8 protein-coding genes are annotated in these 13,994 nt (G+C 49.3%); 2 read left to right on the top strand and 6 right to left on the bottom strand.

Annotated features, from left to right (window positions below; translation table 11 throughout):
* Positions 1–207 precede the first annotated feature (207 nt).
* Complete coding sequence (gene trpB, locus G5S52_RS09615; protein WP_165013076.1) at positions 208–1,431, top strand: tryptophan synthase subunit beta; 1,224 nt, start codon at positions 208–210, stop codon at positions 1,429–1,431.
* 361 nt (positions 1,432–1,792) lie between these two features.
* On the opposite strand, the gene G5S52_RS09620 is transcribed toward trpB, so the two are convergent.
* From G5S52_RS09620 to G5S52_RS09635, 4 genes are all read right to left on the bottom strand, one after another.
* Positions 1,793–4,459 carry a DEAD/DEAH box helicase family protein gene (locus tag G5S52_RS09620; RefSeq protein ID WP_165013078.1) on the bottom strand — a complete coding sequence of 889 codons (2,667 nt, stop codon included), beginning with the start codon at positions 4,457–4,459 and terminating at the stop codon, positions 1,793–1,795.
* A gap of 160 nt (positions 4,460–4,619) precedes the next feature.
* A complete protein-coding gene (locus G5S52_RS09625; protein ID WP_165013080.1) occupies positions 4,620–7,844 on the bottom strand; it encodes a glycoside hydrolase family 3 protein in 3,225 nt (1,074 codons plus the stop codon).
* A gap of 359 nt (positions 7,845–8,203) precedes the next feature.
* Positions 8,204–9,391, bottom strand: coding sequence for a mannose-6-phosphate isomerase, class I (gene manA / locus G5S52_RS09630; RefSeq protein WP_165013082.1), 1,188 nt, complete (start codon positions 9,389–9,391; stop codon positions 8,204–8,206).
* 113 nt (positions 9,392–9,504) lie between these two features.
* Entirely contained in the window at positions 9,505–11,412 is a 1,908-nt protein-coding gene (locus tag G5S52_RS09635) for a PTS fructose transporter subunit IIABC (RefSeq protein ID WP_165013084.1), read from the bottom strand.
* Positions 11,413–12,031: 619 nt separating this feature from the next.
* Between G5S52_RS09635 and G5S52_RS09640 the strand changes: the two genes are divergently transcribed.
* On the top strand, positions 12,032–12,877 hold the full coding sequence (locus tag G5S52_RS09640) for an AraC family transcriptional regulator (RefSeq protein ID WP_165013086.1): 846 nt from the start codon (positions 12,032–12,034) through the stop codon (positions 12,875–12,877).
* Here G5S52_RS09640 and G5S52_RS09645 read toward each other — a convergent pair.
* Both G5S52_RS09645 and G5S52_RS09650 read right to left on the bottom strand, forming a co-directional pair.
* Positions 12,869–13,639, bottom strand: coding sequence for a PTS sugar transporter subunit IIA (locus G5S52_RS09645; protein WP_165013088.1), 771 nt, complete (start codon positions 13,637–13,639; stop codon positions 12,869–12,871). The two genes, G5S52_RS09640 and G5S52_RS09645, sit on opposite strands and share 9 nt — an antisense overlap.
* The gene (locus G5S52_RS09650; protein ID WP_062661006.1) at positions 13,636–13,938 is read right to left on the bottom strand and encodes a PTS fructose transporter subunit IIB; all 303 of its coding nucleotides are present in this window, start codon (positions 13,936–13,938) and stop codon (positions 13,636–13,638) included. Before G5S52_RS09650 ends, G5S52_RS09645 begins: the two co-directional genes overlap by 4 nt.
* Between the last annotated feature and the right edge of the window lie 56 nt (positions 13,939–13,994).

A 13,994-nucleotide genomic window follows, 5' to 3' on the forward strand; every position in this document is an offset into this window, starting at 1 on the left:
TTAAGGAAATAATGAAATTCTAATTCACAGTACCATAAACAGCTGTGATTTGTGATACGCCCCGCGATTGATTGTCACAAAACTGTCGATTTACCGTATTGCTTCTTCTTTAATCAATATATTTTGTGTGGACTATTCATCAGCCTTTACGCCAACTTTCAAGAAGGCATAAAGGGATCATCCAAGGACAGAGATCAGGAGTGACCCATGCAGAATACCTTTGAACACGCGCAGCCAGATGCACAGGGATATTTTGGGGAGTATGGCGGCAGTTTTATCCCGCCTGAGTTGGAATCTATCATGATTGAAATTGCGGCTGCCTATGAAGAATGTCGCAAGGATCCTGCCTTTAAAACTGAACTGGCTCGGCTTTATAAGCATTTTGTCGGTCGTCCAAGCCCTATCTTTCACGCTGAGAACCTTTCCGCCAAATACGGCACCAATATTTATTTGAAGCGTGAAGATCTCAACCACACTGGCGCACACAAAATTAACCACTGTTTGGGTGAAGCTTTACTGGCCAAAAAATTGGGTAAGAAGAAGTTGATTGCCGAAACAGGCGCGGGTCAACACGGCGTAGCGCTGGCAACGGCTGCCGCATTGGTAGGGTTGGAATGTGATATCTACATGGGTGAAGTCGATATTCGCAAGGAGCATCCGAATGTCGTCCGTATGCGTATCCTTGGCGCGAACGTGATTCCCGCTACCCATGGCCGCAAGACACTGAAAGAGGCGGTAGATGCTGCGTTTGAAGCGTACATGAAAGATCCTATCAGCCAGATTTACGCCATTGGCTCTGTAGTGGGGCCTCATCCATTCCCGATGATGGTGCGCGATTTTCAATCCATCATCGGCAATGAAGCCAAAGTGCAGTTTAAAGAGATGACAGGTGGCCTACCCGATAATCTCGTTGCTTGTGTAGGCGGGGGGTCCAATGCGATGGGTTTGTTTACCGCTTTTCTGGAAGACGAAGAAGTAGCCATTCATGGCGTAGAACCAGCTGGTCGTTCGCTGAATGTGGAAGGAGAGCATGCGGCAACCTTGACCCTTGGTGAGCCTGGCATCATGCATGGGTTCAAGTCATATATGTTGAAAGACAAAGATGGCGAACCGCAGGAAGTGTATTCCGTAGCGAGCGGATTGGATTATCCATCGGTCGGTCCGCAGCACAGTTACCTGAAAGACTTGGGGCGCGTAAATTACGGCACGGTGAGCGACGATGAAGCAATTGACGCTTTCTTTGAATTGTCGCGTTTGGAAGGGATCATCCCTGCTATCGAATCCTCCCATGCTGTGGCCTATGCGTTGAAGCTGGCGAAACAGGGAGAGAAAGGCTCAATCCTGATTAACCTTTCTGGCCGGGGCGACAAAGACATCGACTTTGTGGTGGAAAACTTCGGTAAAGACTACGGTATTGAATCGCTGATTTAATGTGAGTGATCAGAATGAGAAACGCCCGCGACTATCGCGGGCGTCTTTTTGTGTGGGTGCAACAAGCCACCTGCATGGCAAGGGATAGGTGGCCTGTTGCGAACTCTGCGTGGATAGATATCTAAGCAGAGTGCACAGCAAGCTGTACGCCTCTGATAGTGAGCGGCTAACTGATTGAATACAATGAATTGTTACTAAAGTCAGACAAAATTGACGCATCCAGAGAACAAGAGCTAATGATTTTGTGTCAGAGTATGGTTCTTTTTTGGTTAATTAGTGTTGAGTTTCGTATACCTGTTTGTATTAATATGAAGGCAATTGATCGTCACAAGATGCATATATGTTTGAATCCTTCACCGTTCTAGTTCCATCGATCCTGACGTTTCACTTCATTTTCGAAGTTGGATGAAAAAGCCTTCATCTTTGCCTGCAGCAATGCTTGCCTGCCTTCGAGGGTTCTTGTGTATATCAGTTCGGAAAGGCTGAGGTGCTGACACCAAGCCTTATAGAAGATCATCGCAGTTTCTTTCTTTGCACCAAACCGAAGAGGAACAGCATGGTAATCGTCGCGCTTGGTGCCTAGAAATTTGCCTTCCCGAATCACCAAATACCTTGGGTTGTCGATCGGCGAAAGGATTTCATGCATGCAATCGGCGAATATCGAAGACTCATAGAAACTGCAGCCAGACAGGGAGAGATAAAATTGCCCATCTGCCGTTTCGTAGACATTGACTTTCATTCTGCGGATAGAGGTTTCTACAAATCCTGCCTGACAAAGCGCTTCTGCCAGTGCCACACCCATTTGTTTGAGTGCCCCATCTACGGGCAAGAAACGTAGCAAGGTTTTGGTGGTCGCGACGGTTTGCGGAAATTTGTAGATAAGGGTGGCAGTGAGTGCCATAGCCAGCAATAACAATATGTTGCTAGAGCTTTGGAATAAGTGCACCGTCCAAAAAAAGGTGCCGGACAAAGCGATCAACAGCTGTGAAAATAAATAGCGCCAGCTGTTTTTTAGCATGTATCCACGGAGCGACTGAATTTGTGGTGTTTTGACAGATGGTAATACCCGCGCAGAGCCTTCAACAGTTAGCGCCTTCTTCCAGCGCTCACCCGCGCGCTCAATATCGTTAAAGCGCTGGGTCATTTGCGAGTTGTTGGCGAAAATCGGCGAGGTCCCTTTTTGGACATAATCATGCTTTAGCCATCTCGCTGCCATACGATCAAAGCCACTTTCAATGGTATCGTCTTTCTCTGATAGGCCGACAAAAGTATCGAAACGTCGTTTGAGATTGTCGTAGTCAGACCAACCGGAAAAAGCCTTTACGTTGATGGCGGCAAGATGCCAAATCGAACTGATTTTATCCGGCGCGCTCTTGTCGATACGGATAGCCCGCCCGCGCATTTGATTGGTGAGCATAAACGAACCGACTGAACTGGCGAGGATCAACGAATTGATTGCAGGTGCATCCCAACCTTCGCCCAACAGAGAACGTGTGCCGACAAGCACCTTGAGTTTGCCTTCCATCAGCAGCGCGGTAAAAGCGATGGTCAGCTGGTTTAGTGGTGCAGTCACTTTCTGATATTGCCCCTCATTGCCCATGGCTTGGGTTTTGACTTTGTCATGACCAATATGCGCGATGAGGTCGGGCAATAGTGAAGTGGGAATAATGCTCAGCCTTCCGGTCAGCAGACCTACCTGCTCACGAAAGGGGGAGTCTGAGGTGATGGTTTTAAACACGGGCCAAGCGCCGAGATTGGTCTCTCCAGCATCGATTTCTGATGTCAGGTTTTCGTCGCGGATATAGTCAGTCAAAAAGACCTGCCGCAAGGAATCGCCACGTTTTTTCAGTTCAAGGTGATGAATCTTGCTGCAGGCCTCTACCTTGGCACCGCTTAACGCAAGCGATCGATCATTGCGACGTGAACGCTCAAGTGATAATTCGCGTTTGTAGAGGAGCTCATTGGCTCTGAGCTGCTTCTTTAAATCATCGATAAATGACTGATGCTCTTCGCCATGCTGGAAGGTATTGGAGAAGAGCACCGTTTCAATTAATACCTGCCACCAATGTCGACCAAGCTCTGGAATATCAGTGGCTGTAAGGTCCAACAGTGTTTTCAGCTGCGCATCGAGGGGCAGGTTTTTGGCTTTCAGAAAACTCAGCAATGCGATGGCGATTTCGGGTTGCTTGATCACTGCCAGCTCAAACTCGCCTTCACCCAACCAGGGGTGGGCAAGCACGACGGCTTCGAAGGTTGGGTTGCCGAAAAGTGATTGGCAAAGCGTAGACACCTGCTCATCGTATTCTTCGATTTGTTTGCTTTCTTTTTGGGTCGCATTGCAGGCCCAGACATAATCCTGATGGGCGCAGAGAGTGCCGGCTTTCACCAATTCGGGGACTGAGATTTCCTCATCAATCGGGCCGCATAGCTGTTCATATCGCGTCCATTCATGACCTTGTGCATCATAAGGAGGCGTCGCAGTCAGGGAAACCAGCGTGATGTCGGGGATTTCCTGACACACTTTTTCGAGTGCTCGCCACCACTCATTGCGAAGGTGATGGGCTTCGTCGAGGATCAGGACTTTAATCTTGTGGGTTTGCAGAAGCTGAATAAAGCAGTCAACTTCTTCGCTTTCCAATCCATCGTCGTCTTCAAGCGTCGCGGCTTCGTCATCTTCACTGTCCAACACGTCAGAGAGCTTGGTATGCAAAGCCTGATAGGTGATCGACGTGAGCGTCTTTGGTTCTGTAATAGAATTGCTGACCCAAGGCAGTTCGCGGACATTGTCGGATTCGCAGAAATCTTTTAGGCGATCAATCCACTGGTCCCGAATGACACGGGTTGGGGAAAGCACCAGTGTCGGTTTCGCTAATAAGCGGAACACTTCCAAACCTAAGGTCGTTTTACCTGCACCAGGGGCGGCAACAATATGAAGCCGCTGATCGTTGAGATGCTCATGAATGGCATCGAGCACGCGGGATTGATAGTGACGCCACGGATAGCAAAACGACATAGATTTGAACGGCATGGATTCCTTTCCACATAATCTTCAGACATCAAGATGTTAACGTATCAGACACGTCTTCTCTTTTGCATGGGCTGGAAAAACGGAGGTTAGTCGGGGGAATTGTCGAGAAAGACAAAAAAAGCCCGCCGAAGCGGGCTTTGATGACAATTATTGAGTGAGCTTATTGCTCCAGTTTGATGTTCCTGATGCGGTAAACCACACCAGCTTGCGAAGCATTCCAGTCGGACAGCGTTGCAAACGGCGTGTTGACCTTGGTGATGTCTAGCGCGCCTGTGTTCAGTTCGGCAACCGGAACCATCACTGAGTGCCATTGACCAGTAGCCAGACTGCCCAGCGGGTAATCGTTACCAGACCCTGCCGTTGACTCCATTTTCACAACAACCTCTTCGGTTTGCGTTTCACCTGAATTTGCAGGCTCACCATAGGTTTCGATGTAAATATCGAATGTCAGGTTGCCTGACAGGAAGTTGGAAAGGTTCAGTGTTTTACCTTTCACCAATACCAAACCTTTGTAGAACTCTGGGCTGGTTGCATCGTAAGTGACTGTGAACTCATGGGTTGCATCAGATGGGTCATTACCTGTCACCACAACGTGGTCACTGAGGTTTTCCCATGTGTCTGTGCGTGCTTGCCAGGTTGTGATATTCGGCTCCCACGTTTCCCATACATCGACGATATCGCCTTCAAGTGGTGGCTCAACCGGCACTTTCAGCTCTTCACAGGTAATGGCGTCTTCAGCCGCATCCAGACTGCGTGGCACATAGCGAACCTCACCCAGATTGAACTCGACTTCCTCGTCGGCATAAATCAGGAATGGGGTATTGAGGATCTGGAAGGCCATGCCTTCATCAGCAAAACACTGCAGCGGGATCTTGATGGTCGTCCACTTGGTTTCATCCTGACCGCTTGGCGCAGGCAACACTTTGTGGATGGGAACCTGACCCAGACACGGCCACTCACAGTGGGTTGCCAGAATCATGCTTTGCGGCGCGGTGGATTTCATGTCGATATCAAACTGCAGCGTCGCATCCGCATTCAGATAGCTTTGCTTGTCGACAACCTGCTCATCCGCAGTCTGCATGTAAACCTGCGCTGGCGCTTCACCCGTGAACTTCACATTGATTGCATCCTGCTGGTGGAGATGATCAATCGGCGTGGTGGTGATTGAGCCAATCGTGGTTGGTGTACCGTTAGACACAGTCACTCCGACCCAGCCATTCGATGAGCCTGCAATGCGAGGTGTAAATTCGTCATCGGCTGAACGACCAAAGATTTCCAGATTGGTGGTCGCAATACCGTCATCTGGTGCATCCAGACCACAACCGTATTCACGCGGATCAAGTGGCAGGTTATCCAAGTCGATATTCAGCTTGCTGCTTTTCTTCTTGTTGTAAGAAAGGCCATAGCCGTAAGCGAACAGCGGCGCATGGTCACCTTCGATATCCTGCTCCATCTCCGGTGTTTCATAGTCCATCAGATTCGGTGCTTTGCGGTTGATGGTGGTAGAACATTTGGTGTTCGGCCAAGAGAATGAAAGGCGTCCACGAAAGTCTTTGTCATCAACACCAAACAGCACGTCAGTGATACCACCCGCTTCCGTGCCTGGCAGCCATGCTGCTACAAAGGCGTCAGAGTGGTTGATCTCTTCATTCACGTAAAGTGGACGGCCAGAGAAGAACACGGTGACGACTTTAAAGCCTTGCTCTTTGAGCGATTTAATCAGACGAAGATCTGCGCCATAAGAGGATTTCAGCGTGGCGTATTCCAGCGTCTTAGTTTTGTTGATGTCGCCAAACATCTCGGCGTAAGGGTCTTCACCAATCACCACGACAGCAGTGGCATCCTGAGGTGCGGAAGAGACATCCGTAAAGACATTCTCTTCGCCGACCTGCGCCTGCATCGCCATTAGCATGGTGGTTGCGCCAGGGAAGTCACGCTCGAGCGTATTCTCCGTGCCTTGCCAGGTGAGAGACCAACCGCCGGTTTGTTTCTGGATATCGCTGGCTGCACTGCCGACCACCAGATACTGTTTCTGGGAAGACAGAGGCAGGGCATTATCTTTGTTCTTAAGTAGAACCAAAGATTGGCTGACGGCTTTACGCGCCAGCTCACGGTGCGAATCCGAGCCCAGAATGTCCTGTTTACCAGCGAGACGACGTTCGGTTGGCTGAGGCTTCTCCCAAAGGCCTGCGCGCATTTTCACGCGAAGAATACGGGTGACTGCATCGTCAATGCGGCTCATTGGAATGGTGCCGTCATTCACTTGATCGATCACATTGCGATAGAAGGCCTGCCAATCTTTACGGGCTGTCACCATAAAGATGTCGTTACCAGCGAGCACGGCTTGAGGACAGTTGCCTGCGGTACAGCCGTTGATTTCACTGTGACCATTCCAGTCGGTGACAACCAGCCCATCAAAGCCCATTTTGTCTTTCAGCACATCGTTGACGATGTACTTACTGCCATGTAGCTTCTTGTTGTAATTGTCGGTGTCCATCACATCGTAGTTGGCTTCGTTATGCCAAGAGTTAAACGATGTCATGACCACTTGCGCGCCAGCATCCAGGCCCGAGAAGTAACCCGTTGCGTGAATATTACGAAGGTATTCTTCGCTGTATTCATTCATGCCACGGTCAACACCGTCAGTGGTGCCGCCATCGCCCAGCCAGTGTTTCACGTTAGAAATCACGTGGCGCTGGCTTTTCAATCCTTTCTCTCCACCTTGAAGACCTTCAACCATTTTTCCGGCGTATTGATAGACGATTTCAGGGTCTTCTGAATAGCCTTCGTAAACACGTCCCCAGCGATAATCGCGTGGCGTGGCGACGGTGGGGGCGAATGTCCAATCAAGACCGGTTGCGGCGACTTCACGAGCCGTGGCTTTACCTATTTGTTTGATCAGTTTCGGGTTGTTGGCCGCACCTAAACCGATGTTGTGTGGGAAGACGGTGGCTTTGAAAACATTGTTATGGCCGTGGACAGCATCGGTTGCCCACATGAAAGGAATACGGAAACCACGGTCTGCGTATGCTTCTTCAAGCGCAAGGTAGTATTTATCTGATTCGTTTGCCCAATCTTGGGCTGTGGCGTATTTGTTGCCGTCAGGCCAGCCACCGCCACCATTGAGAAGAGAACCCAGTTTGTATTCTTTCGCTTCTTCAGGGGTAACACTGCGAAGGTCGGGTTGGATCATCTGTCCGACTTTTTCTTCCAGCGTCATTTGCGCGAGTATTTCCGCGACCCGGCTTTCTATTTCCGGGTCTTTTTTGATTGCGCTGTTGATCTGTGGCCAATCCGGGTAGTAAGGGACTTTCGATTCAAGAAAGCACCCCGACAGAATGGCCAGTGACGTTACTCCTGACACTATGATTTTTCCTTTGAGCATAGAGCCCCTCCGAGGGTAGTCAGTTCTATTTAGACAGCGTGCTCACTATCTTGCCAGCATATGAAAGCGCTTTCTTTGAGTGCAAGATAACTCCCTCGAGCACACTAACTCCTGAGACACTTGGTGTTCAGGAAGCTAGGCATGGTAGGGGCTTTTTCTAATGTTAAACATAGTAAATTAAACAAATATCTTAGCGCATTTGGCTTTAGCAACACTTTCTCAGATGGTGGAAAAGCGTTGTTAAATTGATTGTTACGCATCTCGTTGACGCATATGAAAAAGTTGGAATCGGGTAGAAGCAGAAAAGAAGCCCAACAATTGCCGGGCGATCTTACTTAGGGGGATTTTCTTAGGTGTGATTAGTTATAAGCGCGGGCAAAAAGACCTTCGCAGCTGGTCTGGTAATCGCCGACATACGCTGGAATGAAAACGGATTCGCCCTTACTCAAAGTGACGCTGTCACCATTCGAGTGGGTAAGAGTCAGTGGTGCATCTACAGCAATCAGGATTTCAGCGCTCTGTGTGCTCAGTACTTCATTTTTGGTGTTGCGGTAAACACTGAATTTGAAATCCGGCACAGGAATCGGGTAGTGCTGCGCATTGCCTTGAATGTTAGGTGCCAGCAGGATGGCTTCTTCTGGCATTGGCAAGCATCGTGTGCAGGAAATCAGTTCCGGTACATCCATATGCTTTGGTGTCAAACCTGCGCGAAGCACGTTGTCTGAGTTCGCCATGATTTCCAGCCCCGTACCTTTTATATAAGCATGCGGCGTGCAGGCATCAAGGAACATCGCTTCGCCCGGCTGAAGTGTCAGCGTATTCAGGATCAGCGGCGAGAACAAACCAATATCGCCTGGGTATTGCTCAGATAGCGTCAACAGCAACGCAAACAATTCATCAGTTTGGTTTGCATCTGCATAGGTCAGTAGTTTAGATACCGCTGCGTCTTTGGCTTCGCCTTCCAGAGAAAGCAGCGCACCGAAGAAATCACTCAGACCTTGTTCGCTTTGGTTGTCTTGCAATGCACTTACCAGTGATGCCAACTCTTCAATGTTGAGCTGGTGGAAAAAGCCCAGAATATCGCTGTAGTCGCGGAAGCCGTTCATCGCCGTGTAGCCAGTCAGCGCGAAAACCAACTCCGGTTTGTGGTTAGGGTCTTTGTAGTTTCTAAAGCTCGCTGACAGGGGAATACCTGCCGCTTCTTCTTTTGCAAAACCGGCTTCCGCCTGCGCTTTGCTAGGGTGAACCTGCACCGACAGCGCTTTTTCAGCACACAGCACTTTGAACAGGTAAGGCAGCTCACCAAATTGTTGGGTAGTGGATACGCCCAGAATGTTTTCCATATCTGAACTGATGAAATCTGACAGCAGGGTTTCTTTGTTATCGACAGCGATTTTTGAACAGCCATTTGGGTGAGCACCCATCCAGATTTCCGCTTGCGGTTTGTTCTCTGGGTTTGGCATATCAAACAGTTCAGTCAGGGAAGTGTGACTGCCCCAGGCATAGTCCTGGATAACGTTTTTCAGAGGGAAAAATTGAGTTGTCATTGTTCTTCTTTAAGCCTTCGAAATCTGGCAAGGAGTCTATCAAATTATGACTGTGTGTAGCTGACTTTGAACAAATAAAACGCTCCCAGTAGGAGGGAGCGTTCTTCGTCAGTTTATGCAGTTGCTACTTCGTTTTGCGCTTTCGCCTGACGCATTTTCTTCAGGGATACTGCAACCAGCGCGGTCACCACTGCACCCACTGCCATACATGCCAGGGCCAGTACAGGTTTGTTCATTGCACCCAGAAGGGCAACCACTGGACCACCGTGCGCCACGCTGTTAGTGATACCGAAGGAGAAGGCCATGACCGCAGCAACCATTGAGCCGATGACGTTCGCAGGAATCACTGACATTGGGTCTTGTGCTGCGAAAGGAATCGCACCTTCAGAGATACCGACCAGACCCATCGCACCAGATGCTTTACCCGCTTCGATTTCAGACTGTTCGAAGATGTTGAACTTGCGGCCAATAACCGTAGCCAGTGCCATACCCAGTGGAGCAACAGGGATTGCACATGCCATCGCACCCATGAACTGTGTTTGACCACTTGCAATCATGCCGACAGAGAACAGGAATGCCACTTTGTTGAATGGACCGCCCATGTCGAAGCCAGCCATACCACCCAGCACAATACCCAGCAGGATAACGTTACCTGTGCTCATGTTGGTCAGCATAGTATTCAGGCCCTCCATCAGTCCCGCGATTGGCGCGCCGATAACGAAGATGAACAGACCAGCAATGAACAGAGAACCTGTGATTGGTGCAATCATGATTGGCACCAATGGCTGGATAAACTTGTGATAGTTACGGGTAGCTACCCATTTCACGAAGTAACCCACCAGCAGACCTGCAACGATAGCACCGATGAAGCCTGTACCCGCCTCTGCGCCATAGAACGAACCGTTGTTGGCAATCCAGCCACCAATCAGGCCAGGAGCCAGACCTGGGCGGTCAGCAATCGCGTAAGCAATGTAACCGGCAAGGATTGGGATCATCAGGGTGAAAGCGACCACACCCACATCCAACACTTTGTTCCACATGCTGCCAGGAGGGATCGCCATGCCTGCTTCGGTAGGCTGACCACCAATTGCGAGAGCCAGTGCGATCAGAAGACCACCGGTTACTACGAATGGGATCATGTGAGACACGCCATTCATCAGGTAGCGATACAAATCAGAGCGTGCCTGAGAAGCTTTGCTTTCGGTTGATTCAGATGCTTTTTCATCTGCTGAAGCAACATATGCAGGTGCTTCCAGCGCTTGATTGATCAAGCCTTTTGCATCTTTGATTGGCGCTTTAACTCCGGTTTTGATCAGACGTTTGCCAGCAAAACGGGTCATGTCCACTTGCTTGTCACAGGAAACGATAATCGCTTCTGCGCGGGCAATTTCTTCTGCAGTCGGGCTGTTTTTCACGCCGATAGAACCGTTGGTTTCTACCTTCATTTCATAGCCCAGTTCCGCTGCTCCTTTCTCCAGTGCTTCTGCCGCCAGATAAGTGTGTGCAACACCTGCAGGACAACCCGTCACACCAATCAGCAAACCTTTATTGGCTTCTGGTGTTTCCATTTCTTGTTTTTTCTCAAGTAGCAGAGCGAGCGCCTCTTTAGCGCTTTCGGCTTTCATGAAGCTTTCGATAAAGCCATCTTCAATCAGTTTTGAAGACAGTTCAGCCAGCACTTCAATATGGTGGTTTGCGCCGCCGTCTGGCGAAGCAATCATGAAAAAGAGTTTTGAAGGCAGACCATCTTCAGCGCCGTACTCGATGCCTTCGCGGCTGATACCGATAGCGACAGCAGGCTCAATTACCGCAGTACTCTTTGCGTGCGGCAGGGCAACGCCATCTTCGAAGCCGGTGTTACCCAGTTCTTCACGGGCGTGAATATCAGCCAGGAACTGTGCTTTATCGTTCACTCTGCCCTGAGCATGCAGAAGTTCAATCATTTCTGCAAAAACGTCTTCTTTGGACGTTGCTTTCAGGTTCAGGCAAATCAGATCTTCATTGATTAGCGATGTAATCATGATGTCTATCCCTCAAAAGTTTTTGTTTTTAACGGCTCTCACCAATAGATATATTTTCCCGTTTTCGCATGTACTGTTTGAAGAGGAGAGATAAGGCTTTTACTGGATATTTGTAACATTGAAATTGAGGTGTGATCTTGTTCTCAGTAAGGGAAGAGTTGTGATTTTGTAAGGGATAAAATTTATATATTTATTAATCAATAATTTATGTTTATTTTCTTATCATCTGTTAGTGAGCGAGATCTGGGGGATTTTCAATGTTGCTAGAGATTAGTAACCTATAAGTGGTGCCAGAGACTGCATTTTTGGTGAGCCTAGTCACGCATTAGATATGTGCTGTAGAGATTCTCTGGCTGACTAAAGTGTGCAGGCGCATAATCGGCGCGTTAACGGGTTCTAGGGGCTGTTGACCTTTGGTGATGATTTTTGCAGCAGAAAGTCCCCCACAAACGCTGCCCAAAGGGTTCGACTGCGCGTCCCGTACCCTAAACGTTTTATGCTTTGTTGAGGTGTATTTGCTTAGAGTGACTAGGCTGCACACACCTCGCCGCGCCTAAAACGTTTAGGGCTAGAACAAAATTTCACCACCAAAGGTCAACAGCCCCTAAATACAACAACCATGAGTCAGGTCTTTCAACTACTGCTGGAGAATCTTCTGGCAGAGCGCGAACACTTCAATCGCATCTGGTTTGCGAGCGATCAGGTGACGCCACCTCAATTCAGTTATCAGGTCAACTTTCCCCGCGTTGAACTGGTGATCAGCGGTGAATATCCCAACCTTTTGGAAAACCCCGACAAGTCGATCACTGAATCGAAACTATTGTCAGGGGATGCTTTATATGTGCCGCCAAACAGCTGGAACAAACCCAACTGGGACACCGACTGCTCCGTTTTGAGCCTTCTTTTTGGTAAGCGCCAACTGGGCTTCAGTTTGGTGAGTAAGGCCAAGAATCAACCGGGTTTTTATGACGTGCAAAAACACAGTATACAAACCCGAACCGGGCACGCTATCGACCATATTCTCGCTGCGCTGAATACACTTGCCAAAGAGCCCGTGCAAACCCCGATGGATGGATACCTGCTCCATGCGCTGTTGAGCTATTGCCAGCAGATGCTTACCGCGCCCGCTGCTGGTACACGTAACCGGGTGGAAGATTTGTATCAGGGGATTTGTATCTACATTCAGGAGAACTTTCACCGCCACATCACCCGCGAGTCGATAGCGCACCGCTTCAATATCACGCCGAATCACCTGTCGCGGCTTTTCCGACAGCAAGGCCATATGCGGATGGCGGATTACATTACCTGGGTGCGGATAGACCGAGCTAAGTTCATGTTGAAACGTTATGACTTTCGGTTGGGGGAAGTGGCAACCCGTTGCGGCTTTCAGGATGTGAATTACTTTTACCGCGTGTTTAAGTCCAAAACTGGCATGACACCGTCTGAATATCGGGGCTCAGACTGACGCATTGGAAAGGGAATGAACGATGATGGTTTCCAGAATATCCACATCCTGATTATCGGTGAGATATCTGCAGAAATGTTCTTCGAGTAGCAATTGAGAAAAAACTGAAACGGCGACCACGTGCTCGCGAACTGGCGGCGCAGGGAGCATCATTCCTATCACCCGCGTCACATCACCGCGCTGTGAACCCCAATTCAATGGCAACGCTGTGGTCGCTATCATCAAATGCGCCTTGCTGACATTTGGTGAAATGATATGAGGCAGTGCAATACCGTTGCCCATACAGGTCGCAGAAACACTCTCCCGTTTATACAGCGCGTTGAACAAGTCTTCCTGACTGGCAGATTCATTCACTGAAACTTTCAGCGCGAACTCTGCCAATAACGCGTGTTTATCCAATGGAGATCTATCAATGCGGTGGATGCAACCCGTGAAGGGTAGGGTGACATGATTAGAAGGCTCAAACGGCGCACTGTTTTTGCCACCGGAAAGTACGTGAGCATGTTCATCCAGAAAATCGGTGAGCACCATGGAAGCAAGCTCGGCATCAGACCCTTCAATCAATAACTGGCAGAGATCGCCCGGCTTGATACTCAGGCTCATCATCCTGATAGGGTGTTCGACACTGGCTTGTTTGCGTTGGGAGATATTGCAGAACATCGTGACGGATCGGAAGTACCCCGCCAGTGTTTTCAAACGGTTCAGCCTCCATGCTGCCAGGCCTTCTTCATCAACAAAGAAGGTGATCCTCCGGGTGATCATATCGTCTTGCAGCGCTCCAATACTTTCACGGGATCTGTCAGGACTTCTTCAATGGTCACGCAGTGGATTTTGCTGCCAGTGAAACGGGCGCGGTCTTCTACTTCAATGTCGGAGGCAATCAATACCACATTCGCGCGGGCGATATCCTGAATGCTTAGCGGGTTCTCAATACCCATCGCGCCTTGGGTCTCCACTGCGATTTGAATACCGATTTGTTGAGCTGCTTTTTTGAGTTCAGCAGCAGCCATATAAGTGTGGGCGATACCTGTAGGGCAGGCAGTGACAGCAACGATTTTCATTTTTCTGGATTGTCTTGTTTGAGTGAAAAAAAGCGGCGTATTTTCAGCTAAGAACG

This window comes from Grimontia sedimenti (assembly GCF_011045095.1).
Classification (GTDB): Bacteria; Pseudomonadota; Gammaproteobacteria; order Enterobacterales; family Vibrionaceae; genus Enterovibrio; species Enterovibrio sedimenti.